Source organism: Chryseobacterium cheonjiense, assembly GCF_012927265.1.
GTDB lineage: Bacteria > Bacteroidota > Bacteroidia > Flavobacteriales > Weeksellaceae > Chryseobacterium > Chryseobacterium cheonjiense.
On the sequence record NZ_JABBGF010000003.1, the window covers coordinates 16102 to 40122 of the forward strand.

A 24021-nucleotide genomic window follows, 5' to 3' on the forward strand; every position below is an offset into this window, starting at 1 on the left:
ACCAAAAGCCATGAAAATAATAAAAAGCATTTTTCTGATCCTATCCTTAATGTTCATCACGCAATCCTGTGTAGTTTCAGAAAAACCCAATATTGCGTATTTTTCAGAATCGGGACGCGATTTTAAGGGAGCTAAATTCGTAAGCATCAATGTTCCGTTGTTTTTGGCTAAGCCTTATATCAAAAAAGCGTTAAGAGAAGACGGTGAAGATGAAGAACTTATCAGAATAGTGAAAAAGGTTTCAAAAATAAAAGTGCTGACCGTTGAAAATGGTGACCGCAATATGCTTAAAGATTTTGCGAGTTACCTAAACAACAATAACTATGAAGAATGGGCAACCATAAGACACGATGGGGATAATGTCAATATTCGGGTAAAGCAAAAAGGTGATGCCATTAAAAATATGATGATCACCGTAAACTCGGATAAAGAGCTGGTTTTTGTAGATATAAAAGGGAACTTTACGGCAGATGACATCTCAAGGATGATTTCTTCGGCTACAGATAAATAAGCATTCATATTCAAATCATATACTAAATTTTTATTTTGCAGAAAACCATTTCGTTTAAAACGGAGTGGTTTTTTAATTTAAGTTATTGATTATTAAGTTTTATTTAAACTATGAAAATCGATTTTCGTAATTCATCAAAATACCTTAATTTTGCAAGAAAGTAAAGATGTCTATTCATAACAAAATTGTAGAGACAGCCATCACTTTCGATGACGTGCTTCTAGTTCCTTCTTATTCAGAAGTTTTACCTAATCAGGTTTCATTAAAATCAAGACTTACCGACAAAATTACGCTGAATGTTCCTATCGTTTCTGCGGCAATGGATACTGTTACAGAAGCAGAATTGGCTATTGCTTTGGCGAGAGTTGGCGGGTTAGGTTTTATTCATAAGAATATGACGATTGCCGAACAGGCTGCGCAGGTAAACCGTGTAAAGCGTTCCGAAAACGGAATGATCTCCGATCCTGTTACGCTTTCAAAAGATCATACCCTTGCTCAGGCTAAAGATACAATGGCCAAATATAAAATCTCCGGACTTCCTGTGGTAGATGCCGAAAACACATTAATAGGCATCATTACCAACAGAGATGTAAAATATCAGGAAAATCTTGATATGAAAGTAGAGGAGATTATGACAAAAAACAATCTGATCACCTCCGATAAAAATACCAATCTCGAAAAAGCCAAAGAGATCCTTCTTAAAAACAGAGTGGAAAAACTTCCTATTGTTGATGCTGAGAATAAGCTTGTAGGTTTAATTACCATTAAAGATATCGATAATCAACTTGAATATCCTAATGCTAACAAAGATCAGAACGGCAGGTTAATCGTTGGAGCAGGTGTGGGTGTCGGCGAAGATACGCTGGAAAGAATTGAAGCGCTAGTTAAGGCAGGAGTTGATATCATCGGTATCGATTCTGCACACGGTCATTCTAAAGGGGTTCTGGATAAAATTTCGGAAATCAGAAAAGCATATCCGGATCTTGATATTGTGGGCGGAAATATCGTAACTGCTGAAGCAGCTGAGGATTTGATCAAAGCTGGGGCAAATGTTCTGAAAGTAGGAGTAGGCCCTGGTTCTATCTGTACGACAAGAGTGGTTGCAGGTGTCGGTGTTCCTCAGTTATCTGCTATATACAATGTTTACGAATATGCAAAAACCAAAAATGTTGCAGTAATTGCAGATGGTGGAATTAAACTTTCCGGGGATATTGTAAAAGCCATCGCGAGCGGAGCGGGAGCTGTAATGTTAGGATCTCTTTTAGCAGGAACCGATGAAGCACCGGGTGAAGAAATTATCTTCCAGGGAAGAAAATTTAAGACCTATCAGGGAATGGGAAGTCTTTCTGCTATGAAAAGAGGCGGAAAGGAAAGATATTTCCAGAGTGAAGCTAAAAAATTCGTTCCGGAAGGAATTGAAGGAAGAGTTCCGAGCAAAGGTAAACTTGAAGATGTCATTTTCCAGTTAACAGGAGGGTTAAGAGCCGGAATGGGCTACTGCGGTGCGAAAGATATTGAAGCGCTGCAAACGGAAACCAAAATGGTAATGATCACAGGAAGCGGATTGAAAGAATCCCATCCTCACGATGTGATCATCACTCAGGAAGCTCCGAATTATTCACTTTAAAATAAATAATTTAATCATATTATAAAGCCATGCAATTCTGTATGGCTTTTTATTTTTATAAGATGAGGTGAAACTCAACTATGATCCGATAAAATTGCTAAGAAATAATTTTATTGTAACCTTTCTTTTTGCAATAAATTTAATAAGAAGCAGGTTTTTAAAGAAAAAAATCATTTGATTTAACATTTGTTAATTAATTTAGTGATTATTAATTAATTATTTGTTAATATGTTTTATTTATTGACTTTATAATAATAAAATATTAAATTTGCAGCGAAAAAGATATGTGATGAAAAAAATAATTTTATTAGGTTTATGTTGGCTTGGCGTAAGCTTATATGCTCAACAGAGACACTGGGTATGTGGTTTCGATGATACTCAAAAACAATTTAGCAAAGAAAACAAGGAAATTGGCGATATAATTCGCAATAAGATCCGTAATCAAATCAGGCAGCAAAATTCCGGAAAACAGGGTACTGCTTTTAAAACCGTAAATGGAGTTTATGAGATTCCTGTAGTTGTTCATGTAATTGTGCCTACCGGTTCTGCTCTTGGCTCTGCTTATAACAAGACAGACGCTCAGATCCAGGCATGGCTGGATAACTGTAATCAAATGTATGCAGGAACATACCAGTGGTCACAGGGGGTTCCTGCCGATTTCGGTAGCGCTGCTATTATGCCTATAAAACTAGTGCTGGCAAAAAGAGATCCCAACTGTAATGCAACTACCGGTATCATAAGATACAACGGCGGAACTATTACCGGGTACGATACAAACGGTGTAAGAAAGGCCACCACTACAGGTGTTACTACGGCACAGGTTAAAGCAATTGCTCCCCATTGGCCGGAATCTTCTTATTTTAATATTTATATTATTAATAAAGTTGATGGAGGCGGGCAGTACGGAATTATGGGTTGGGCAGGTCTTCCAACAAACCCTGATTCTTCATTCGAATCTTTCATGAAATCCTTTGCTGTTACTCTGCAGGATGATATTACCCTGGCTCATGAATTTGGTCATAGTATGGGATTGCTGCATACTTTTGATGGTGCCAACTCAAACCCTCCGGCAGGAACAACATCTACAAGTTATTGTCCTAGCCAGTCTTCCAACGACTGTACTGTAGACGATGATGGTGTTTGTGACACCGAATGGTCGAGAAGCTTATTGAATGATTTTCCAGCTCCTACAAATAGTGATATGAATTATTGTACCGGAACAAATTACCAAGGTGTTCAATACAATATGATGAACTATACAAATCCTACGGCGTTCAAATTTACAGACGGGCAACATGATAGAGCTGCACTTTACTTTTTTGCACTTAGGGGGGCATTAAGTACTTCACTTGGTGCAACCCTCCCTGCAGCTGCACCTTCCATAGGAACTCCTGTTGCAGCTTGTTCCCCAAGTGGTTTAACCAACGCAGCGACTAATAACTATCTCGTAGGACCAACTTTAGTAAAGCTTGGTGCTATCAATAATGCGTCTTCAGGTCTTTGGGCGTTTACACCTAATTATTATGAAGACTATACTATAGCAAGTTGTCTTAAAGCAACATCTACTGATTTGCAAGTAGGGCAGCCTCAAAACCTTCAGGTAAATGTAACCGATTCCGGGTACTCTATGAGGACGTGGATTGATTATAACAACAACGGTACTTTTGAAGCGTCGGAATTAATAGCTTCACAGGATAATATTTCTGCTGATCCTGCTACTCTTATCGGTATTTCTAATACAACATTTACTCCTCCTGCTACAGCAGTCTTAAATACACCTTTGAGAATGAGAGTTATTGTAGATTACCAGAATTCAAACATTACACCCTGTGGGCAGTTAGTCTGGGGACAGGCTGAAGATTACACGGTTAGATTGCTGAATACCTTAGCAACGAATGAAGTAACGGCAGAAGATGATTTTACAATTTATCCTAATCCAAGTACTGCAGAAGATGGTATTTTCATTAAAACTAAAAATGATAAAAATCTTAAAGTTTCTATTACCGATATGTCAGGGAGGTTAGTTGCAACGCCGTCTTTAATAAAAGAAAGCAACAGTACTTACAGAGTAAAACATAATCTTGAAAAAGGAGTATATATGGTTCAGGTTTCTAATGGGAAAGATTCAAAATCTGCTAAACTGATTATTAAATAAATGATAATTAACAATAATATTAGCCTCTGTATCTAGCAGAGGCTTTTTTTATTTTACTTTTTTATATTTAAATTTTGGCTTGATTACATAATTTAAAAATCTTCCTTTGGATTGAACCGTTTTAAAACGATCAAATATTTCAGAGGGTACCTGAAGGTAGTCGTACACAGCTCCTGACTGATAGATTATTCTTAAAATCTCAGTCTCAGGAAAATACAGGTATTTATTGACTACTGATGACGGCATGCAAAATAACGAACAAAAAATGTTCCTTTAGCAATGAAATTTATTCTAAACATTAATCATGCTATAATCATTACCTATTTCTCTCTAAAATAATCTTTTAACTATCCTGCTACCGAAATTAATCCACCGCTTATTTCGTAGGTTTGGTTAAAATAGCTGCTTAGAGAGACAATTTTATTATTATCCATGCGGTTAATATATTTTAAGAACATTTGCTCAGTAGAATGTCCGGTTGCATCCATGAGCAATGGGGTGGGAATCTTTCCATAAAAATTAGTGGCAAAACTTCGCCTGCCGATATGGCTGGTAAGCGTTTCCCATTTTTCTGTCAAAACCGTTTTTACTCTATAGCCAATTCTTTTTTTAGCCCTGATCTGATAGCGCAGTCCTGCGAGTCTTGCAATTTCTCTTATCTGTGCATTATAGAGAGAGGATTCTATAGATTCAGGAAATTCGCCTCCGTTTTTACGGACTATTTCCATAACCGCGGGATGCAGAGGTAAAGTTATTTCTTTATGTGTCTTCTTCTGCATAAAAGAAATACATACGATTCCTTTAATTTCAATCAGCTTTTCGCTGGTAAACTGCATAAAATCTGAAATTCTTTGACCCGTATAACAACTTATCAACAGCCACTTTTTAGCAGCCATAAGCTGATCCGGAACATCACAGTTTTTAATGCTTTGCAATTCATTCTCTGAGATGGTGATCATTTCCCGGCGCTGCCCTTCCCGGCGGATTTCCAACTCCCTGACAAATGTCCTGATGCCTTTCCTTTCAGCATAATTAAGAATTGTTTTTACAAAGTGAATACTCCGATAGATCGTGTTTTCGCTGTAATCTTCTTTTTTTCCGAAGTCAATAAATCCATGTACAAATTCGTGATTGATATCATTGATCATAAGTTTCTTGCTGACATATCCCTGGAATCTCTCCAAAAACCGGAAAAAAACCATATAGCGTTTGTAAGTAGACTTGCATATCAGAGGTTTTCGGGAAGCAATATATTGTTGTATAAAACCTAAAAAAGAGTCTGGTGGATAACTGTAATTCTTCTCCAGACTAATGTTTTTAATAAGTCGTGAAACGGTACGTGTTGATATAGGTTTCTTTTTGCTTTTATACAGCTCAATAATACTTAACCGTATAATATCCAGCTTTGCATTTATTATTTTATTTGTTTTCAGGTAGATATTTTTAGGTCTTTGTGCTGCAAGGTCCCAATGGTCTTCATTGATTTTTAAAAAGGTTCTGAAACGAAGATTGGTATTAGTGTTTTTGTCAGAAATGTTTAAGTAAATGTCATTTGTTTCTCCCCTTTGAGGCAAAAAAAATTGAATTTCCATAGTGTTAATTTATGTGTTTATTTTTACACAAATTAACATAAAAAAAAGAAGTCCACACCAGACTACTTTTCTAAGGCAAAGATAAAAAAAATATTACAATCCTAAAGAAATAAATGATTGTTTATTAAATACTTGCGTAAGCGCACATATCTGTAGATAAGATAAGTTCGTTCTAAAATCTTCAGAATGATTACTTCTGTTTCGTATCAAATTTATTTTCAAGTTTGATTTACATATCATTAATCCTGAAAAGTAGTCTGGTGTGGACTACTTTTTAAAATCCACAATGAAAGCACTGATGATGAATATATTACGGCTCCGAGCATTCCTGCGTTTCTGCGCAAGGCTGCTTTTCTTGTTGGGTCTTTTCCTAACCGGAATGCTATATTCACAAAATAATTTCTCATCAGATTCAGATATTTTTATTTCAAAAGGCAGTTACCTGTATATTGATTCATCGGCTTGTATTTCAGTCTCAAAATCAGCCTTTCAAAACAGGAAGAAAGCATTAAGTAAAAAGAAAACAAAAATTTTTGCCAAAGTGTTTCCTTCCAAATCTTCAAATAGACATTCGGCCTTCAATCATAGAATTATTATTAGCAGCTGCTATAAAAAAATCCCTGAAAACAGCTCTGGCTTTAGAGTTCCGGGAAGTACTTTATCAATAGGTATTTTGGACCATTTTTCTCCAGCACAGTCTCTACAGAAAATGATGGGTTCAGCTTTCAGGATATTTTTCAGGACAGCCGATATTAAGAAAAAGCTTCTTTTTAAAACAAATTATTCTTTCCGAAAACAAAAAATTACGATATGTGGTTTTAGCCGGCCTCCACCTTATAAGATATTTACAGCTGAATTCTTAATAAGAAAATATTGCTGAAAATCTTCAGCAACTGATTCAATATTACCTTATCAAATTAACTACATAATTAAAAATGAAATATATTATTACAATGGCTGTTTTACTAATCAGCCTAGATATAAAAGCACAAGTAGGGATTAATAATAATTTCCCTAAAGCAACTCTGGATATCACGGCTAAGACCACAGACGGCAGCAAACCGGAGGGTTTAATTGCTCCGAGGTTAACAGGCGACCAGCTTCAGGCAGGTGATGCCCAATACGGAAATGCACAAAAAGGAGCCATCGTTTATGCAACCGCAGCAGCAACTTCACCAAGTACCAAAACAGCAAACATTATTTCAGAAGGCTATTACTTTTTTGATGGTACGGCATGGCAGAAAATAATAGACGGGGCTTCTGCAGGAGATACAACAAATGATGCCTGGATCAATGACACAGCTACTTCAATAGTAAAACTGGGAACTAAATCGGACGGAACAGCCAGAACAGCAGGGACTGATTTTGTGGCCAGAGATAACGGATCTGTGGGCATAGGTACCAGTATCCCGGATGCCAGTGCAGCATTGGAGGTGAATGCGTCCAATAAAGGAATGTTGATTCCGAGGGTTGCACTTACAGGCTCCATAGATGTGGTTACCATTCCTTCTCCGGTTACAGGATTAATGGTGTATAATACGGGAGCAGGAGCGCTAACTTATAAAGGTTTTGTATTTTGGAACGGAACGGAATGGAGAAGTTTGGAGAATGAAACGCTTATAAATCCAAATGTACAACAAATTGACTGCGCAAAAGCGTTCTTATCACCTGCTATATACACTGCCGGGGTTTCCTATAATGGTACATTAGCACTTCCATATAGTAATGGTAATGGCGGCAAGTACAATGGAGGCACAACCATCACTAATAACGGTCTTACTTTTAAGCTGTTACCAGGAACACTGTCATTATCTGGATTTCTTTATTTTTCTGTAACGGGTATCCCTATTGTAAGTTCGCCGACTACTTCCAACATTACCATTAATAATATATTGATACCATTTTATACAGGATCTGCATGTACAACACAAAATATCGGAACTCAGGAAACGGATTCTGGTGAAACAACTTCGGCTGGTTATGATATTAATACTACTACGCCTAATTCGTCTATTACTTGTTTTGACGGAGGTCAGTTCTGTGTAAGATATAATGGAACTACAGCAAACCAGCGTTTACAAGTGAGACAGAATTATGGGAGCAATCAAGTTGCTCTGGCTTATTCTTATTGGGGCACAGGAAGTTCCGGAACGTCTTCTTTTAAAGATACAAATCTTATACAAAATGTGTGGACAGATATTTACGATTTTGGTAGTCAAAATAATACAGAAGGTGCGAATACTACATTTATTCTGGTAGACAAAACTCAGGCAAAAATAAGATCTTTTCAAATAGAAGCAGATATTGTAATAGCGTCTGAAATAGGTATCAGCGGGGGAAGTGATAAGTTATTTTTAAAATTAACTAAAAATTAATATAACTCCCAATATCCTGAGTTGATCATTTTACAACCAGCGAAGTTCCATTTAAATACGGAATTCAATTGATGAAAAAAATCTTGTAAAAACCTTTCATAATAAGTGAAAGGTTTTTATTATTTATTCAGAATTATCTTTGAAACCATCAATTCAGAAAATCTAAAGGCGTTTTCTTTTTCAATTTTTATCCTGAACAAAGCCGGAAATTTTTCCAGCATGAGAATAATCTTGGGGCGAGTAATTTTGCAAACTTTAAGTTTTGAATAGCTATAAGTCTTTGTAAAAGATAGAGCTAATCAGTATTTTTTGTATAAACTTCATAAAAACCGCAATAAAATTAATAGGTTAAAAACAATTGGCTATTAAGTAATGATAATTTACTTTACATTTGCAGCTGGAAAATTGTCTGATGTAGGCTTTTTTTTAAACACATAATGATAACACAAATGATGACTTTAATGTTTAATGCCCTCCTGCGTTTATATAAAACGCTGTTTTGCATATTCATTTTTTTCATCACAGGATTATTGTATTCTCAATCTTCTTTACATTCAGATTCTGTTATTTTTATTACCAAAGGCACTTATTTATATATTGATTCAACAGCTTATATTACTGTTTCAAATATAGATCACAAAATTCAACGAAAAGGAATCCATAAAAAAGCAGTAAAAGCTTTTGCTGAAACACTATCCAAAAAGTCGTTACCTAAATATTCATCAGAAAATCAGAAAATTTCTGTAAGCTGCAATTATCAAAGAAGTCCTGAAAATCGGTATGGTTTTGTAAATCCCGGAAATAATCAATCGTTAGGGATTTTGAATCATTATTCCTCGAGCAACCAACATAAAATGACGGGTTCCGTATTCAGAATATTTATCGGTACTTTTTGTGTTGAGAACAAACTTCTTTATTCATTTACAGAGGTATTTCATTCATTAGAAATCAATATACTCTATTTCACTCGTCCACCGCCGAATAATTCTTCAGACTTTGTCTAACGAAAATATTGCTGAAATAAGTTCAGCACCTCAAATAAAGAATTATAAAACCACATAATACAAAAATGAAAAATATTATAACAATGGCTGTTTGTTTATTCAGTCTTACTTTTTATGCACAGGTAGGAATTAATAATAATATCCCAAAATCTACTTTGGATGTGACAGCAAAAACTACCGATGGCAGCATGCCGGAAGGCCTTATTGCACCAAGGTTAACCGGTGACCAGATCCAGGCGGGAGACGCACAGTACGGTGTAGCACAAAAAGGGAATATCATTTACGCAACCTCGGCTCCTACATCTCAAAGTTCTAAAACGGCAGGTATAGTTGGAGAAGGATATTATTTTTTTGATGGCACTGTATGGCAACCTTTAGGTGGTGGTGCAACAGGAGACACAACTAATGATGCATGGATTAATGACACAGCCAACAATATGGTAAAACTAGTTACAAAAGCAGACGGGACAGGCAGGACAGCAGGAACCGAATTTGTTGCAAAAGATAGCGGACAAGTGGGATTAGGGACAACGGCTCCCGATGCCAGTGCATTGCTGGATATTACTTCAGCTAATAAAGGTATACTGATTCCAAGAGTTGGATTGATGAGTGCTACTGATCAGGTTACGATACCGTCACCTGCCGTAGGATTATTGGTATACAATACTGGTACAGGATTTCTTACTTATAAAGGATTTGTATTCTGGAACGGAACAGAATGGAGACAGATTGATGATAAAACTACCATTAATCCGGCCATTACAGGATTAAATTGTAACAGTGCTTCTGTTTCTCCGGCAGCATTTACATCCGGTATTCCTTATACAGGTATTTTAACGGTGTATTATTCAGGAGGCAATGGGGGAAGCTATCCGGGTGGAACAACATTTACCCAAAACGGACTTACATTTACATTGGACCAGGGAACGCTTAATAAAGGCAATGGCTATATTACCTATTCAATAACCGGTACTCCCAACTTCACATCACCCAGTACCATTACGGTACCTATAAACTTTTTAGGCTTTAGCTGCAACGCGACAGTAGGAATAAATACAACCCCATTTATTCTCGGAGAAATCAGATCTGCAAGAATAACTGTTGATGCAGCAACTTTTATAGCCGACGGAGGATCTAGGAATATAATGGTTGGAAAGGCCGTAAATAATACTGGAACAACTTCTAACCGTTCTGCATATGAAGAGACAACCAATGATCAAAAAGCTAAATTTATTGTTATTAACGGATTAAGAATGGATTTTTTAAAAATTGGAGGTATAGATACAAGACCCAAACTTTTTAATACCACCGCATCAGCAATACAGTATAATGTGACTGCACTATCTACCGGTAATAAATATATAGATGGTATAGATACTTTTATAGCACCCGGATATTATAGCAATCTTATTGATGGGGATGATCTTTTCAGTACGTCGATCGGACAGGGTGAATATGTAAATGCAATGGTTACTTTTCCAAATGGGGAATGGTATAATTGTACATGGCATGCATCAAGAGATGCAAACAATTATTACTTTTATATGACGGCCCAGCGCTTAAACTAAAATTACATATAATATACGAAACCGGCATTAAAGGAACGTTGCCACTCGTGTTTGTAAATTAGCACTCCGGCTGGGATAAGTTTATTTAACAGATTTGATAACTTAAAACCAGTCGGAGTTTTAATAAATACAGATGTTTAAAATACAGTTTTGCACTTATTGCTAAATCCGAATTTCTAATTAAAAAAACCTTTCAGAGGTTCCGAAAGGTTAAGAGTAGATTTTAAAATCTATTGTTGGTTTAATTTGTCTTTAAAATCATCAATTCTGAAATCGGTCAGTGCATTTCCTTTTTCAATTTTTTCTTTTGAGTAAAGCCGGAAGTCATTTTCTGTTTTTTCTAAAAGATAATCATAAGGCCCGACATGAGAAATAAGCTTCACTAAAACCGGAGAAATTTCAAGACAAATGAAAAGTCCCATGATGAAAGCGGCGGCCAGTCCGATAATCGCTGAATTTTTTCCCAGCTCATCCAATGCCTGAAGCCTTGCCGCAAACCCATTAAATTTATCTTCAAAAGTTTCGGTAGACTTTCTTTCTGTTTCTAAATTGGTGTACACTTTTGAAATCTCCTTATCAAGATATTGCAGTCTTGGAGCCACCTGCTTCTGGTAACTTTCCAAATCCTGGCGTCTTTGTTCTTTCAGTTCTTGTTTACGCTTCGCATTCGGTCCGAAGCCTTCTTTTCCGCTGGTCAGTCCGGACTGTTTTCCTAAGATTTCCTTTTCAAGTTCTACGGAAGCAGAATCATAGGATTTCTGGTAACTGGCAATTTTATCCGTGATTTGTTTCTTTTCTGTTTCAAAAGGGCCGCTCTGTTGAAGAATCCTACCGTTCATCTCGCCCTGCAGCTGCTTTTTATTTCTCTGGATAATAGTATTCAGCTGTTTGTTGACTTCCTTTTCGAAAATTTTGAGCTCTAAAGGTTTGGAAATGATAATCCCCAGGAATGTCGCTAAAATAAGTCTTGGAACAGCCATTAATACCTGATTCCACCAGGTTCCTGTTTTTTTGATCGAAGAAACGATATACCGGTCAAGGTTAAAGATCATTAATCCCCATAAAACCCCGAAACCGATCGATGTCCAGATATTATCAAAGACAGTGTACATTGCATACCCCGCAGAAAGTGTTGCGAAAACCGCGGTAAATAAAACAATTCCGCCGATCCCTGCAAACTTATTCCATTCGCTTGGGGTTTTTCTTAATATATGAATGTTTCCTCCGGAGCATATCATCAGAAACTTCTGGAACCAATTGATAGAATGATTCGCCTGATTTATAGTTTGTTGTTTGTTTTTCATGACAGAAAATTTATACAAATGTACTATTAAAAATCATACCAATGTAAAAGATAGTATTATGTTTTACCAAGTAAGAATGATGGATGATTTATTTTATTGTGAATCAGTAGATTATTTATTTGTAAAAATATTTCTTATCTTTAGTATCAATCACTTAAAAATTTAATATGAAAAATGTAATCAGCCTTTCTTTGGTATGCCTTACACTGGCTCTAACTTCATGCAACAAAGAGAAAACAGTAGATGATGATCTTAAAGAAGTTGCGGCAAATATCAACAAAACGACACCACAGAATTTAGCGGCCGGTGTACGCCTGGACAGTGTATCTGCACAGGCGGGAAAAATCTTCAGGTATAATTATACGCTGACTGATGATGAAAAAGAAAGTGTGAGCCCCGAACAGATTGAAACATTTAAAAAGACAGCGAAGGAAGGAGCGCTACAGGTTATAAAAAATTCTCCTGAAATTAAAGAGTTCCGGGATAATGATGTAACTATGGTGTATACCTACTACGATAAGAACGGAAAGGCCACGGCCGATTTTAAAATTACTCCTGAAGAATACAAAACAAAATAACAGATTATATTCCCACAGATCAGCAAAGATTTGTGGGATAATATTATTTCAGGCGACCGGGATTCTGCTTAAGAAAACTTTCCCAGCCGGTGTAAGATTTTGTATCGGTGATGGTTCCTGAGTTGAAATGATGGCATACAGCGACAGCAAGACCATCGGAAGCATCCAGATATTTTGTGGGAAACTCTTTTAAATTCAGAAGGCTTTGCAGCATTCCGGCAACCTGCTCTTTGCTGGCGTTCCCATTTCCGGTAATGGCCATTTTTATTTTTTTTGGAGAATATTCTGTAATCGGAACATTTCGGTGAAGACTTGCTGCCATAGCAACGCCCTGCGCACGGCCCAGCTTCAGCATGCTCTGTACATTTTTTCCGTAAAACGGTGCTTCCAGAGCCACTTCATCAGGATGGAATTCATCAATCAGTGCTAAGGTTTTATCGAAAATGTATTTAAGCTTGGTTTCGTGGTTGGGGTATTTTTTAAGCAGTAATTCGTGAATGGATACCATTTCCATTTTACCCTTTTTCACGGAAATAATACCAAAACCCATCACCGTAGTTCCCGGGTCAATTCCTAAAATTATTTTCTCTGCAATCATTGGCTCAAAGATATGACTTTCTCTGATCTCCGGACCTGTAAATTTTATTAAACATCATCCTGTGATCAATTTTTTTTCAGCAATAGGAATCCATTGTTGATCATGACGCAGCAATATAATTTTATCAACTAAGAATTTAGTTTTATATTTTTTGCCTTTATAAACGTCCCATGCTTTGAGATAATTTTCCCATGTCAAATCTCTGTAACCTACTGTCATGTGAGGATTAAAAGAATAATTCATGAAATTAAAAATATCTTTTACTTTTTGATGTAGCACTCTTAATCGTTCATTGTCTTCGGGCTTTACATAGATTACCGGGTTTTCAGGTTTTGCAAAACTTCCGAAGCCGTTGAGTGTGATTTCAAATGGCGCCATTTGCGTGTCTATTTTCTGAAAAGCATTGTGAATGTCTTCTTCCAAATCTACTTCTCGTGAAAAAGGAGGAAATAGTGTAACATGGGCTTCATTTTTCAATGCTTTTGAGCTTGCATAATTTAGAGCGAAATCCAACTTAAATTCCTTTAGCTCATCAATAATTTGCTGAGGTGGATATATTGCTATGAAGTAAAGTTTTTTCATCATGTTAAATTAAAAATAATAAAAGAAATATTTATGCATAAGAAAATTATGCATAAATTTGTTATGTATTAATTGCAGTGTATTGAAAAAGAACAGTCTTTATAAGGGAACTCTTCAGAATATTATTCTTAAGCTATTGGCCAAAGAAGTTAAAATGTATGGCTACCAAATCACGCAAAGGACAAAAGAACTTACGAAAGGAGAGTTAGAAATGACCGAAGGTGCTCTGTATCCTCTTTTGCATAAGCTGGAAGCTGAAGGAATGATTAGTTCCGAAATTCAAAAGACCAACGGAAGGGATCGGAAATATTATCTTTTAACAGATAAAGGAAAAAGAAAGCAGGCAGAACAGGAGGAAGAAATGAAAAGTTATTTATTTAATTTAAATACCATTTTTAATATATGATAACTAAAACGCAGGAAAATCAGATTGATGTATATCTAAAGTCAAAAAAACTCTATTCACCGCTGCATCATGAAGTGAAGGATCATTTCATCTCCCAGATTTATCACCTTATGGAAGAGCAGTCTCTGAGTTTTCAGGAAGCTTTTCTGGCAACAAAAGTTAGCTGGAAAAATGAACTGGAAATGGTAAGGGCAGATATCTTTTCTTTCAAAAAAGTTGCAAGAATTGAAAAGTCCATACTTCAGCAAAGATTTCACAAAATGACTGTTTTTTCTTTTATTTTTTCTACTGTAGCGTTTGTATTTCTTACGTTAAATGAAGAGGCATTCACGACTTTGCAGATACTGCTGCTTCTAAGCTGGGTGTCGGTACTCGGATATAGTTTTATAACCGGGAAAATGAAATTTTCAAATTATGCAATGTTAAGTTTTCATCCATTGCTGATCAGGAATATTCTGTTGGGAACTGCTGTGTTTTTTTTGGCGGGGATAATGAAATTTGGGTATTTAGAAATACAGAATTTAGTGATATCGAAAATCTTTCTGGTTTATTGCTTAACGATCCAACTGCAGCTGATGTATTTTAATGCAAAGGAAATAAACGTTTTAATATAAAACTATATTCTGAAAATGATTTTAAAAGAAGAGGAACAGCAGGTTACCGATTATCTTATTTTTCACCGGATGCCGCTGGATATCTTACTGGAAGTGAAGGATCATATGATTTCACAAATATCAGACATTCAGCTTAATGAAAAGCTGAGCTTTGATGATGCTTTTCTTAAAACCAGAAAACTTTGGGAAGATGAGTTTAAAACAACAACCTATTATTTGCTTTACAGTGGAGAAATTCCAATGATTTTAAAAAAAATTGTCAAAGCAAAGTATAATAAAATCATCAGAAAATCTTTGCTTCTGGCAATTGTTGCTTCTCTCTTTAGTCTTTCTTTTGTGTTCCTATCTAAAGATCAGACAATGTATAATGACCTTTTTAGAATGTACAATCTTTTATTTATTTTGACTCCGTTTTTATTATGGGTTTTTAACAAAAAAATATGGAAACACGTCCGAAGAGATTTTAAATATGAGGGCAAGCTTTTCTTTACGATATATCAGCAAAACCTTGCCCTTTTTATTTCTTGTATCGGTTTAATGTTTCAGTTTGTGACAAGGGAAGATAAATATCTTTTCAGATTTTTCAGAACGGATGATCCGGTCTCTGCTTTTCCTTTAACGTTAACGTTTATTCTTCCTTATTGTATGTATTCAATGATAATTTTTATGATCATCAACTTTTTAGAGCATAAAAAAACGCTGAATGGGTTGAAAGATTTCTTGGATATTTCTAAATAAAATTATTCTTTTGAATTTTCAGGAGGTATTTTTACAAAAACTATATAAATGCTTCTATGATAAAACAATAATAATTATTTTACAACCAGATCACAGAACCAGAAAACGTATTCGCCGTTCTGGTTGTCTTTATCTGTTTTCGGTTTTGGATAGCCTTTTTTTATTGTTTCTCCGATATCAAATGAGATAGGATTTTTAAAAATCGGACCATCAAAAGTAAAGGTGTGAAATTCTCCGTTTTCTCCGCATGGATCTACATCTTCAGGTAAATCCTTTATAAAATCTTTATCAATGATTCTTCCCGCAAAACTTTTATCAAGATATGTTTCGTTGACACAGGTTACGATCGTTTTAAATCCTAAATCCAGAAATTCGTGAATCAGAGCAGTGGTATTCTTTTTCCATAACGGAAAAACAGCTTTCATTCCGATGGTATCGAGTTGTTCTTCACGGTATTTTCTTAAGTCTTCAAGAAAAATATCTCCAAAAATTGAATTGGTAACACCAGTAGATTTAATTTCACTCATTGTTTTTGCCATCATTTCGCGGTACTCATCCATGGTAGGCTCTTTGGGAAGTTCCATTTTAATCAACGGAAATCCTAAACTTTCAGCCTGTTTTTCCAATAAAGAAACATGAACGCCATGCATGGAAATTCTCTGGAATTCTTTATTAATGCTGGTAAGCAGAGATGTGACTTCAAATTGATCTTCCTGTAAAGTTTTGTATAAGGCTAGGGCAGAATCTTTTCCGCTGCTCCAGTTGAAGATGGCTTTTGGTTTCATTAAACAAATATGACCTTAAAAATTTAGTTTAAATCCTTAAATCCTTTTTATTTATTATCAGGTTTTCCAAAATTGTTTTGAGGATTGGGCTCAATCTTATTTTTTTCGGCTTCCTGTCTTTTTTGTAATTCTTCAGTATTCCTGTTCATATCACTGGTATGCGTTTTATCCATTGGATATGAGTTGCAGCTTTTTAAGAATAGTATAGCAAAAATTATAAGTGTGATCGAGAAAAATCTTTTCATAAATTCTTTTATAGGTTAAATTAAAATCGGAAAAATTCAAAAATACAAAAACCTCAAAGAAAATCCTTGAGGTTTATTTATAACTTATTTAATACGTTTAGTAGTCAATAATTATCTACGGCAAAGCCGTTACATATTTCTTCTGTACTTACCGCCCACTTCAAACAAAGCGTTGGTAATTTGCCCAAGCGAACAGTATTTTACTGCATCCATCATCACTTCAAATAAGTTTTGCTGATTGATGGCAGCGTACTGTAAAGTTTTCAGAGCTTCTTCGGACTTATCATTATTAGACTTTTGGAAATTATGAAGCATTTCAATCTGGAACTGCTTTTCTTCCTCAGTGGAACGGATTACTTCTCCCGGACGAACCGTTGGCGAACCGTCTTTTCCTAAGAAAGTATTCACACCGATGATTGGATATTCTCCGGTGTGTTTCAGCCATTCGTAATGCATCGATTCTTCCTGAATTTTTGAGCGTTGGTACATTGTTTCCATAGCACCCAAAACGCCGCCTCTTTCCGTAATTCTGTCAAATTCTGCATAAACGGCTTCTTCCACTAGGTCCGTTAGTTCTTCAATAATAAATGAACCCTGAAGCGGATTTTCATTTTTTGCCAGACCTAATTCTTTATTGATAATCAACTGAATGGCCATTGCTCTTCTTACAGACTGCTCAGTTGGCGTTGTAATCGCTTCATCATAAGCATTCGTGTGAAGAGAATTACAGTTGTCGTAAATTGCATACAACGCCTGTAAAGTTGTTCTGATATCGTTGAAATCAATTTCCTGAGCGTGAAGAGAACGTCCTGAAGTCTGAATATGATATTTTAGCATTTGAGAACGCTCATCTGCTCCATATTTCAGCTTCATTGCTTTTGCCCAGATTCTTCTGGCAACACGTCCGATTACCGAATATTCAGGATCGATACCGTTTGAAAAGAAGAATGATAAGTTCGGTGCAAAATCATTAATATCCATCCCTCTCGACAGATAATATTCCACATAGGTGAAACCATTGGCTAAGGTAAATGCTAATTGAGAAACAGGATTTGCTCCCGCTTCTGCGATATGGTATCCTGAAATAGAAACCGAGTAGAAGTTTCTTACTTTTTCTTTGATGAAATATTCCTGAACATCACCCATCAGTCTCAAGGCAAATTCGGTGGAGAAAATACAGGTATTCTGAGCCTGGTCTTCTTTTAAAATATCCGCCTGAACCGTCCCACGAACGGTTGCAATGGTTTTAGCTTTAATTTCAGCATAAACATCGGCTGGAATCACTTCATCACCGGTAATTCCTAATAGTTTTAATCCTAAACCATTGTTGGAAGGAGGTAATTCACCATTATATTTTGGTCTTGCTAAACCTTTATCGTCGAATTTTGCTTTTAAAGCTTCCTCAACCTTAGACTCTAAACCAATTTCAATAATATATTTTTCAACATTCTGATCGATCGCAGCATTCATAAAGAAAGCAAGCAACATCGGCGCAGGTCCGTTGATGGTCATTGAAACCGAAGTCAAAGCATTTACCAGATCAAATCCTGAATAGAGCTTTTTAGCATCATCCAATGTTGCAATAGAAACCCCCGCATTTCCGATTTTTCCGTAAATATCCGGTGGTAGGGCAGGGTCCTGTCCGTATAGTGTTACAGAGTCAAAGGCTGTAGATAAACGTTTTGCCGGCATTTCTGCAGAAACGTAATGGAATCTCCTGTTGGTTCTTTCAGGACCTCCTTCTCCTGCAAACATTCTCGTAGGATCTTCTCCTGTTCTTTTAAATGGATAAATTCCTGCCGTGTATGGAAAGCTTCCCGGAAGATTTTCCTGGCCTTTCCATTTGATAAGGTCGCCCCAATCGTTGTATTTTGGCAAAGCAATTTTCGGAATTCTTAGATGGGATAGAGATTCTGTTGAGGTTTCTACCTTAATTTCTTTTCCCCGAACGAAGTAAGAATAAAATTCCGCTTTGAAAGCCTCTTTTGTGTGATCCCAGGTTTTAAGGAAATCGATATTTTCCTGTTGGAGCTCTTTTTCAGCTTTCTGATATTCAGTATCTAATGTTTCATTGGAGAGGAAATTTTTAACTCCTTCAATATGATACATTTTTCTTGCTAATTCGGCCTGCTTTTCCACATTCGCATCGTATTGTCTGTTGTTTTCCACAATTTCAGAAAGGTAGCGAACTCTTTTTGGCGGAATAATGGTTACTTCTTCCGTAATTTCCTGCTCAACAAAACCTTGAAATTGTGGTGCGTTGTCACCCTGAGCTTGTCGAAGTGTTTCGTTGACTTTAGAAACTAATCTGTTGTATAATTCCGTCGTTCCGTGGTCATTGAACTGAGATGCTTTTGTTGCATACACCGGCATTTCATCCAATGGCTGTTCCCACAGTAAATGGTTTCTTTGGAATTGTTTTCTTACGGCCTGAAGCGCATCGAGAGCACCTCTTTTATCAGATTTGTTTAAAGCGACCAAATCCGCGTAATCCAGCATATCGATTTTTTCCAGCTGTGTGGAAGCTCCGTATTCAGGAGTCATCACATACATGGAAACATCCGCAAAATCAGATACTTCCGAACCGGATTGTCCGATACCCGAAGTTTCAAGGATGATTACATCAGGATGCGCCAGTTTCAATACGTTCAACGCAGATTGGATGAATGGGGAAACGGAAACATTGTTTTCTCTTGTTGCCATTGAACGCATATAAACCCGTGGATCATTGATTGCGTTCATACGGATTCTGTCTCCTAACAATGCTCCTCCTGTTTTCTTTTTGGAAGGGTCAATAGAGATGATGGCAATTTTTTTATCGGTGTTGGAACGTAAGAAACGTCTTACCAATTCGTCTGTTAATGAAGACTTTCCGGCTCCGCCCGTACCTGTGATCCCGATAATCGGAATATGTAAGTCTTTTGATTTTTCGTCAATTGCTTTTACCAGCTCAGGTTTTTCTTCTGAAAAATTTTCAACTGCTGAAATGATTTTCGCAATGCTAGTCGAATTTTCAAAACTGATGGAATCCAGATCTTTCACATCAATATCTTTTCCTGTTGCGAAGTCGGATTTTTGAACCAGATCATCAATCATTCCCTGCAAACCAAGTTCACGGCCATCATCCGGAGAATAAATTCGGTCGATCCCGTAAGACATAATATCTTCGATTTCTTCCGGCAGAATTACGCCGCCGCCACCGCCGAAAATTTTAATCTGCGGCGAATTTTTTTCTCTTAAAAGATCGTAGATATATTTAAAATATTCATTGTGACCGCCCTGATAAGAGGTCAAAGCAATCGCATTGGCATCTTCCTGAATGGCAGTGTTTACAACTTCTTCAGCCGATTTGTCGTGTCCAAGGTGAATGACTTCGCATCCCGTTCCCTGGATAACGCGGCGCATAATATTAATGGCAGCATCATGACCGTCGAATAACGACGCAGCCGTCACAATTCTGACTTTATTTTTTGGAGTATATTTTTGGGTTTCCATAAAAGATTTAGAAAATTTCTGAATTTCCAAATATAATAATAAAATAGGAACCTTTTATCTGTGATTAATGGTTTGATTTTTAATTGGTTGAAGTGTACTGCTGTTTTAAGTAGTTACCGGATAACAAACATTTGTTAGCCAAGCGATACAGGTTTTCAGATTGTAGGATTAATTCTCTACTTTTGTATTTTATTATATATAGTATGAAAAAAGCTTTGCTTTATTTTTTATTGGGAACTGTTCTGAGTTTTTTAATCAATTATTTTTTTTACAGTTCGGAAAACATCGGGCTCGACATTTATTATGCAATTGCTTTTGGTTTTGCATGGGGAGTTGCTTATTATCTGGATACTCCAAATTTTACTTTACCTCAAAAATTAGGACTGTCTTTTCTGGCCATGGGAATTTTGGTTCTTGTGGGAACTTTAATTTTTAATCTTGAGCTGGCAATTCCTTCCGTTTTGAAATTTTCAACCGTTTTCGTAGCGTATTATTTAATTGCAAGCTTCAGAGCCAATAAGACGCTTCGTGATTAATGCATCATGCGGAAACTTGTATATATCAATAAAAGAAGCATGCAAAGAAGCGCGAAGGAATTAATGATAAATAAAGATATTCCTTTAATTACGCTTATGCTTCTGGAATTTTCGTAGACTCTGTGATGAGCTATGAAAAAGTAAATCAGCATGTAACCAATGGCTCCAGTATAAATAATAGTGCTCAGTACATTAAAGATGGTATAATCCGGCAGCAAAGAGATGACTTTTGAAGAAAATATAAGGATAAGGATTCCCAGCAGTAAAAAAGAAAAATAATGAAGCGTGAAAATTCCGTTATCAAAAAACCACCATTTCTTTTTATTATGAAAAATCCATAAGAAAAAAGCAAAAACCGGAAGGTAAATGAATAGCGCTTTAGGAAGGGTATGTACAACCGTTTCACTAAATTTATCAAAAATCTGTTCTTTATTAAGGCCCTGCTCCTGTAAATGAAATACTTTTTTTGCAATAGGTCTCATAAAATTAAACACAGATTGCTTATTAGTGTTTTTAGAATAAAGGGAATCAAACTGTTTCATATTTCTGGCTCCGAGAATACTTAGTTTCCCGTCTTTTGTTTCCTCTAGAGCATCCAGCTCAATATTATTTCCGTTGACTTCTGCTACTTTGAGATCCTGAATGACTTCCGGTTTGACGAGCATAGTTTTATTCTCCTTATTGATGCTGTCAAGTATTTTTGCAATTTTCTCTTTATTTGCTTTTTCTTTCTCGGTGGTGTTTACGGTGTACAGTTCTTTATTTTCATGTTCTTCTGAGGATGAAAAAAGGGAGGGAAGAAAAAAAGTGATGAAACTTATAAAAATATAAAGTTTTACGGGAGCAACATAAAACTGCCTTTTCCCGGCAAGATACTCTTTGGTAAGCTTTCCCGGACGAAACAATAAATATTTAATGGTCTTCCAGAACTGCCCGTCATAATGCGTAAAATCCTCAATAAAGTGAGTGAATAAGTAATAGAAAGGCTGTTTGGGCTGAATATTTTCCTGCCCGCAATGAGGGCAGAACCGTTCTTCGACCGTATGTCCGCAATTCAGACAGTTTTTATCATCTCTTAGTTTACCGTGACTCATGATTAGTGACGTTTTATTACCGCAAATATAAAAATTTAGTCAATACTATATATTTATTCATAAAGTTTACTGTTAATATTTGAATAAAATTTAATAATGCTTGGCAAAAAGCAGGCTTTATTATTAAATTCGTGTTGAAAGAGTAATCAGCTTTTGACGTCATTAATAAATTTACACAGTATGCTGCTTTACAGACATGTATGTAACTTTTATTATTAAAACTGATTTTCATAAATACCTAAATATCTTAATTTTATCGTTACAGAATAATTAATGCATGATATGTTTTTAGGATAAAAAAATAATTTGTACCTTTGCACACCCTTTTAGGGGAAAATTATGTTTAATCTTTAACTAAAACGTGTGAATACATTAAGTTACAAAACTGTTTCAGCGAACAAAGCTACTGCTAATAAAGAATGGGTTGTGGTAGACGCTGAAGGACAGCCGTTAGGTAGATTAGCTTCTACGGTTGCAAAGATTTTGAGAGGTAAGCACAAAACAAATTATACACCTCACGTAGATTGTGGTGATAATGTAATTGTTTTGAATGCTGGGAAAGTAACTCTTTCCGGAAACAAGTGGAACGACAAGACGTATATCTGGCATACAGGGTATCCTGGAGGACAGAAGTCTATGACTGCGGCTGAACTTCAAAAGAAAGATTCTTTAAAAGTATTGGAAAAATCAGTAAAAGGGATGTTGCCTAAAAACAGACTGGGAGCTGCTATCCTTAAGAATCTTTATTTATATGAAGGAACTGAGCACAAACATGAAGCTCAACAGCCTAAAACAATTAATGTTAACGAATTTAAATAATTAATATGTCTACAGTTCACAAAATCGGAAGAAGAAAAACTTCTGTAGCAAGAGTTTATGTAAAGCCAGGTTCTGGTAACATTACAGTAAACGGTAAAGATGCTAAAGAATACTTCTCTACAGATGTAATGGTTTACAAATTGAACCAACCATTTATCCTTTCTGAAACTGTTGGTCAGTACGACGTTACCGTAAACGTATTCGGTGGTGGAAATACAGGACAGGCAGAAGCTATCAGATTAGGTATTTCAAGAGCTTTATGCGAAATCAACGCTGAGTTCAGATTAGCTTTGAAACCAGCTGGTTTACTTACAAGAGACGCAAGAATGGTGGAAAGAAAGAAGCCAGGTCAGAAAAAAGCAAGAAAGAGATTCCAATTCTCAAAACGTTAAAAAAGCGTTTGGCTATTGGCTTATGGCAGATAGCTTTAATGAAATTTTTAAAAATTTATTTTTTAACCCAAAGCTGGAAAGCCAAATGCCAAAAGCAAGCAGCCGACAGCAACTTTGCCCGTTACGTTTAGCATCCAAACGCTTCTCCCATCTAAAGAAGTTGTTGATTGTTTAAAAGACGGAAAGTAAACTAACAAAAACAGAAAACATGGCAAAAGCAAATGTAAAAGACCTCCTAGAGGCTGGCGTACACTTCGGTCACATGACCAGAAAGTGGAACCCAAATATGGCTCCATACATTTTTATGGAGAAAAATGGTATTCACATTGTAGACTTACATAAAACAGCAGTTAAATTGGATGAAGCTTGCAGCGCTTTAGAAAAATTAACTTCTGCAGGTAAAAAAGTTCTTTTCGTAGCTACTAAAAAGCAGGCGAAAGAAGTTGTTGCAAAACACGCTTCTGAACTTAATATGCCTTATATTACAGAAAGATGGCCGGGAGGTATGTTAACGAACTTCGTTACTATCAGAAAGGCTGTTAAGAAAATGAACTCTATCGACAAAATGAAAAAAGATGGTACGTTCGAAACTTTATCTAAAAAAGAAAGATTACAGGTAGACAGACAAAGAGCTAACCTTGAGAAGAACTTAGGTTCTATCGCTGACATGGTGAGACTTCCGTCTGCTGTATTCGTAGTAGATATCATGAGAGAACACATCGCGGTAACTGAAGCTAAGAAATTAGGTATCCCAGTTTTCGGTATTGTTGATACAAACTCAGATCCTAGAAAAGTAGACTTCGTTATCCCAGGAAACGACGATGCTTCTAAATCTATCGACATGATCCTTAGCGTAGTTTCTGAAGCTATCAAAGAAGGTCAGTCTCAGAGAAAAGCTGATAAAGAAAAATCTAAAGAAGAAGGAGAAGTAGTATCTGCAGATAAAGATGCTGACTTTGACGGAGAATAATTAAATTTTCTTACCATACAAAACCGCTGAATC

General features: G+C 36.1%; 23 protein-coding genes. 13 read left to right on the forward strand and 10 right to left on the reverse strand.

What is annotated here, in order from left to right; genetic code table 11:
- Positions 1-10 precede the first annotated feature (10 nt).
- From HHL20_RS14950 to HHL20_RS14960, 3 genes are all read left to right on the forward strand, one after another.
- Positions 11-511, forward strand: coding sequence for a DUF4252 domain-containing protein (locus HHL20_RS14950; RefSeq protein WP_169232005.1), 501 nt, complete (start codon positions 11-13; stop codon positions 509-511).
- Positions 512-677: 166 nt separating this feature from the next.
- Positions 678-2138 (forward strand): IMP dehydrogenase, encoded by a 1461-nt coding sequence (gene guaB / locus HHL20_RS14955; protein WP_169232006.1) that lies wholly within the window; start codon positions 678-680, stop codon positions 2136-2138.
- A gap of 289 nt (positions 2139-2427) precedes the next feature.
- Positions 2428-4293: a GEVED domain-containing protein gene (locus HHL20_RS14960; protein ID WP_169232007.1), complete on the forward strand. Its 1866-nt coding sequence runs from the start codon at positions 2428-2430 to the stop codon at positions 4291-4293.
- A 48-nt stretch (positions 4294-4341) separates the two neighbouring features.
- Here the strand turns inward: HHL20_RS14960 and HHL20_RS14965 are convergent, their stop codons facing one another.
- The 3 genes from HHL20_RS14965 to HHL20_RS14975 all read right to left on the reverse strand — a co-directional run bounded on the left by HHL20_RS14965 (position 4342) and on the right by HHL20_RS14975 (position 6292).
- A complete protein-coding gene (locus HHL20_RS14965) occupies positions 4342-4539 on the reverse strand; it encodes a KTSC domain-containing protein (protein ID WP_169232008.1) in 198 nt (65 codons plus the stop codon).
- A gap of 101 nt (positions 4540-4640) precedes the next feature.
- Positions 4641-5885, reverse strand: coding sequence for a site-specific integrase (locus HHL20_RS14970; protein ID WP_169232009.1), 1245 nt, complete (start codon positions 5883-5885; stop codon positions 4641-4643).
- A gap of 239 nt (positions 5886-6124) precedes the next feature.
- Positions 6125-6292, reverse strand: a complete 168-nt coding sequence (locus HHL20_RS14975; RefSeq protein WP_169232010.1) for a hypothetical protein — start codon at positions 6290-6292, stop codon at positions 6125-6127.
- 528 nt (positions 6293-6820) lie between these two features.
- Between HHL20_RS14975 and HHL20_RS14980 the strand changes: the two genes are divergently transcribed.
- Positions 6821-8260: a hypothetical protein gene (locus HHL20_RS14980; RefSeq protein WP_169232011.1), complete on the forward strand. Its 1440-nt coding sequence runs from the start codon at positions 6821-6823 to the stop codon at positions 8258-8260.
- Between the two features lie 1069 nt (positions 8261-9329).
- Positions 9330-10832: a hypothetical protein gene (locus HHL20_RS14985; protein ID WP_169232012.1), complete on the forward strand. Its 1503-nt coding sequence runs from the start codon at positions 9330-9332 to the stop codon at positions 10830-10832.
- A 230-nt stretch (positions 10833-11062) separates the two neighbouring features.
- Here HHL20_RS14985 and HHL20_RS14990 read toward each other — a convergent pair whose 3' ends face one another.
- Positions 11063-12136: a DUF4407 domain-containing protein gene (locus HHL20_RS14990; RefSeq protein ID WP_169232013.1), complete on the reverse strand. Its 1074-nt coding sequence runs from the start codon at positions 12134-12136 to the stop codon at positions 11063-11065.
- A gap of 167 nt (positions 12137-12303) precedes the next feature.
- Between HHL20_RS14990 and HHL20_RS14995 the strand changes: the two genes are divergently transcribed.
- Positions 12304-12714, forward strand: coding sequence for a hypothetical protein (locus HHL20_RS14995; protein ID WP_169232014.1), 411 nt, complete (start codon positions 12304-12306; stop codon positions 12712-12714).
- Positions 12715-12757: 43 nt separating this feature from the next.
- Here the strand turns inward: HHL20_RS14995 and ruvC are convergent, their stop codons facing one another.
- Together ruvC and HHL20_RS15005 are read right to left on the reverse strand one after the other, a co-directional pair.
- Positions 12758-13312 (reverse strand): crossover junction endodeoxyribonuclease RuvC, encoded by a 555-nt coding sequence (gene ruvC / locus HHL20_RS15000; protein ID WP_169232015.1) that lies wholly within the window; start codon positions 13310-13312, stop codon positions 12758-12760.
- 54 nt (positions 13313-13366) lie between these two features.
- Positions 13367-13894 (reverse strand): 2'-5' RNA ligase family protein, encoded by a 528-nt coding sequence (locus HHL20_RS15005; RefSeq protein WP_169232016.1) that lies wholly within the window; start codon positions 13892-13894, stop codon positions 13367-13369.
- Positions 13895-13976: 82 nt separating this feature from the next.
- Here HHL20_RS15005 and HHL20_RS15010 point away from each other — a divergent pair, with 82 nt between their 5' ends.
- The 3 genes from HHL20_RS15010 to HHL20_RS15020 are packed head-to-tail and all read left to right on the forward strand — an operon-like array spanning position 13977 to position 15652.
- A complete protein-coding gene (locus tag HHL20_RS15010) occupies positions 13977-14300 on the forward strand; it encodes a PadR family transcriptional regulator (protein ID WP_169232017.1) in 324 nt (107 codons plus the stop codon).
- Positions 14297-14914, forward strand: coding sequence for a hypothetical protein (locus tag HHL20_RS15015; RefSeq protein ID WP_169232018.1), 618 nt, complete (start codon positions 14297-14299; stop codon positions 14912-14914). Before HHL20_RS15010 ends, HHL20_RS15015 begins: the two co-directional genes overlap by 4 nt.
- Before the next feature lie 15 nt (positions 14915-14929).
- Positions 14930-15652 carry a hypothetical protein gene (locus tag HHL20_RS15020; RefSeq protein WP_169232019.1) on the forward strand — a complete coding sequence of 241 codons (723 nt, stop codon included), beginning with the start codon at positions 14930-14932 and terminating at the stop codon, positions 15650-15652.
- A gap of 74 nt (positions 15653-15726) precedes the next feature.
- Here HHL20_RS15020 and HHL20_RS15025 read toward each other — a convergent pair whose 3' ends face one another.
- The 3 genes from HHL20_RS15025 to HHL20_RS15030 all read right to left on the reverse strand — a co-directional run bounded on the left by HHL20_RS15025 (position 15727) and on the right by HHL20_RS15030 (position 20177).
- Entirely contained in the window at positions 15727-16437 is a 711-nt protein-coding gene (locus tag HHL20_RS15025) for a Dph6-related ATP pyrophosphatase (protein ID WP_169232020.1), read from the reverse strand.
- A gap of 47 nt (positions 16438-16484) precedes the next feature.
- The gene (locus HHL20_RS19630) at positions 16485-16610 is read right to left on the reverse strand and encodes a hypothetical protein (RefSeq protein WP_262888427.1); all 126 of its coding nucleotides are present in this window, start codon (positions 16608-16610) and stop codon (positions 16485-16487) included.
- A 201-nt stretch (positions 16611-16811) separates the two neighbouring features.
- The gene (locus HHL20_RS15030) at positions 16812-20177 is read right to left on the reverse strand and encodes a methylmalonyl-CoA mutase family protein (protein WP_169232021.1); all 3366 of its coding nucleotides are present in this window, start codon (positions 20175-20177) and stop codon (positions 16812-16814) included.
- Between the two features lie 203 nt (positions 20178-20380).
- Here HHL20_RS15030 and HHL20_RS15035 point away from each other — a divergent pair, with 203 nt between their 5' ends.
- Positions 20381-20713 carry a hypothetical protein gene (locus tag HHL20_RS15035; RefSeq protein WP_169232022.1) on the forward strand — a complete coding sequence of 111 codons (333 nt, stop codon included), beginning with the start codon at positions 20381-20383 and terminating at the stop codon, positions 20711-20713.
- Here the strand turns inward: HHL20_RS15035 and HHL20_RS15040 are convergent.
- Complete coding sequence (locus HHL20_RS15040) at positions 20710-21807, reverse strand: DUF3667 domain-containing protein (RefSeq protein ID WP_185194827.1); 1098 nt, start codon at positions 21805-21807, stop codon at positions 20710-20712. The genes HHL20_RS15035 and HHL20_RS15040 overlap by 4 nt on opposite strands.
- A 363-nt stretch (positions 21808-22170) precedes the next feature.
- On the opposite strand from HHL20_RS15040, the gene rplM reads away from it, so the two are divergent.
- The 3 genes from rplM (at position 22171) to rpsB (ending at position 23988) form a co-directional block, all read left to right on the forward strand.
- On the forward strand, positions 22171-22626 hold the full coding sequence (rplM, locus tag HHL20_RS15045; protein WP_027381190.1) for a 50S ribosomal protein L13: 456 nt from the start codon (positions 22171-22173) through the stop codon (positions 22624-22626).
- Positions 22627-22631: 5 nt separating this feature from the next.
- Positions 22632-23018, forward strand: coding sequence for a 30S ribosomal protein S9 (rpsI, locus tag HHL20_RS15050; protein WP_029295345.1), 387 nt, complete (start codon positions 22632-22634; stop codon positions 23016-23018).
- 208 nt (positions 23019-23226) lie between these two features.
- Positions 23227-23988, forward strand: a complete 762-nt coding sequence (gene rpsB / locus HHL20_RS15055) for a 30S ribosomal protein S2 (RefSeq protein ID WP_169232023.1) — start codon at positions 23227-23229, stop codon at positions 23986-23988.
- The last annotated feature ends 33 nt before the right edge of the window (positions 23989-24021 follow it).

Excerpts from the sequence above, each read along its gene's own strand:
- HHL20_RS19630 (WP_262888427.1), bottom strand. The coding sequence starts at position 16,610 with ATGGATAAAACGCATACCAGTGATATGAACAGGAATACTGAAGAATTA.
- HHL20_RS15015 (WP_169232018.1), top strand. The coding sequence starts at position 14,297 with ATGATAACTAAAACGCAGGAAAATCAGATTGATGTATATCTAAAGTCA.
- HHL20_RS15020 (WP_169232019.1), top strand. The coding sequence starts at position 14,930 with ATGATTTTAAAAGAAGAGGAACAGCAGGTTACCGATTATCTTATTTTT.
- HHL20_RS14960 (WP_169232007.1), top strand. The coding sequence starts at position 2,428 with ATGAAAAAAATAATTTTATTAGGTTTATGTTGGCTTGGCGTAAGCTTA.
- HHL20_RS14975 (WP_169232010.1), bottom strand. The coding sequence starts at position 6,292 with ATGAGAAATTATTTTGTGAATATAGCATTCCGGTTAGGAAAAGACCCA.
- HHL20_RS14990 (WP_169232013.1), bottom strand. The coding sequence starts at position 12,136 with ATGAAAAACAAACAACAAACTATAAATCAGGCGAATCATTCTATCAAT.
- HHL20_RS14965 (WP_169232008.1), bottom strand. The coding sequence starts at position 4,539 with ATGCCGTCATCAGTAGTCAATAAATACCTGTATTTTCCTGAGACTGAG.
- HHL20_RS14970 (WP_169232009.1), bottom strand. The coding sequence starts at position 5,885 with ATGGAAATTCAATTTTTTTTGCCTCAAAGGGGAGAAACAAATGACATT.
- HHL20_RS15005 (WP_169232016.1), bottom strand. The coding sequence starts at position 13,894 with ATGAAAAAACTTTACTTCATAGCAATATATCCACCTCAGCAAATTATT.
- ruvC (WP_169232015.1), bottom strand. The coding sequence starts at position 13,312 with ATGATTGCAGAGAAAATAATTTTAGGAATTGACCCGGGAACTACGGTG.
- rpsI (WP_029295345.1), top strand. The coding sequence starts at position 22,632 with ATGTCTACAGTTCACAAAATCGGAAGAAGAAAAACTTCTGTAGCAAGA.
- HHL20_RS15040 (WP_185194827.1), bottom strand. The coding sequence starts at position 21,807 with ATGAGTCACGGTAAACTAAGAGATGATAAAAACTGTCTGAATTGCGGA.
- HHL20_RS15025 (WP_169232020.1), bottom strand. The coding sequence starts at position 16,437 with ATGAAACCAAAAGCCATCTTCAACTGGAGCAGCGGAAAAGATTCTGCC.
- HHL20_RS15030 (WP_169232021.1), bottom strand. The coding sequence starts at position 20,177 with ATGGAAACCCAAAAATATACTCCAAAAAATAAAGTCAGAATTGTGACG.
- HHL20_RS14995 (WP_169232014.1), top strand. The coding sequence starts at position 12,304 with ATGAAAAATGTAATCAGCCTTTCTTTGGTATGCCTTACACTGGCTCTA.
- HHL20_RS15035 (WP_169232022.1), top strand. The coding sequence starts at position 20,381 with ATGAAAAAAGCTTTGCTTTATTTTTTATTGGGAACTGTTCTGAGTTTT.
- HHL20_RS14950 (WP_169232005.1), top strand. The coding sequence starts at position 11 with ATGAAAATAATAAAAAGCATTTTTCTGATCCTATCCTTAATGTTCATC.
- guaB (WP_169232006.1), top strand. The coding sequence starts at position 678 with ATGTCTATTCATAACAAAATTGTAGAGACAGCCATCACTTTCGATGAC.
- rpsB (WP_169232023.1), top strand. The coding sequence starts at position 23,227 with ATGGCAAAAGCAAATGTAAAAGACCTCCTAGAGGCTGGCGTACACTTC.
- HHL20_RS14980 (WP_169232011.1), top strand. The coding sequence starts at position 6,821 with ATGAAATATATTATTACAATGGCTGTTTTACTAATCAGCCTAGATATA.
- HHL20_RS14985 (WP_169232012.1), top strand. The coding sequence starts at position 9,330 with ATGAAAAATATTATAACAATGGCTGTTTGTTTATTCAGTCTTACTTTT.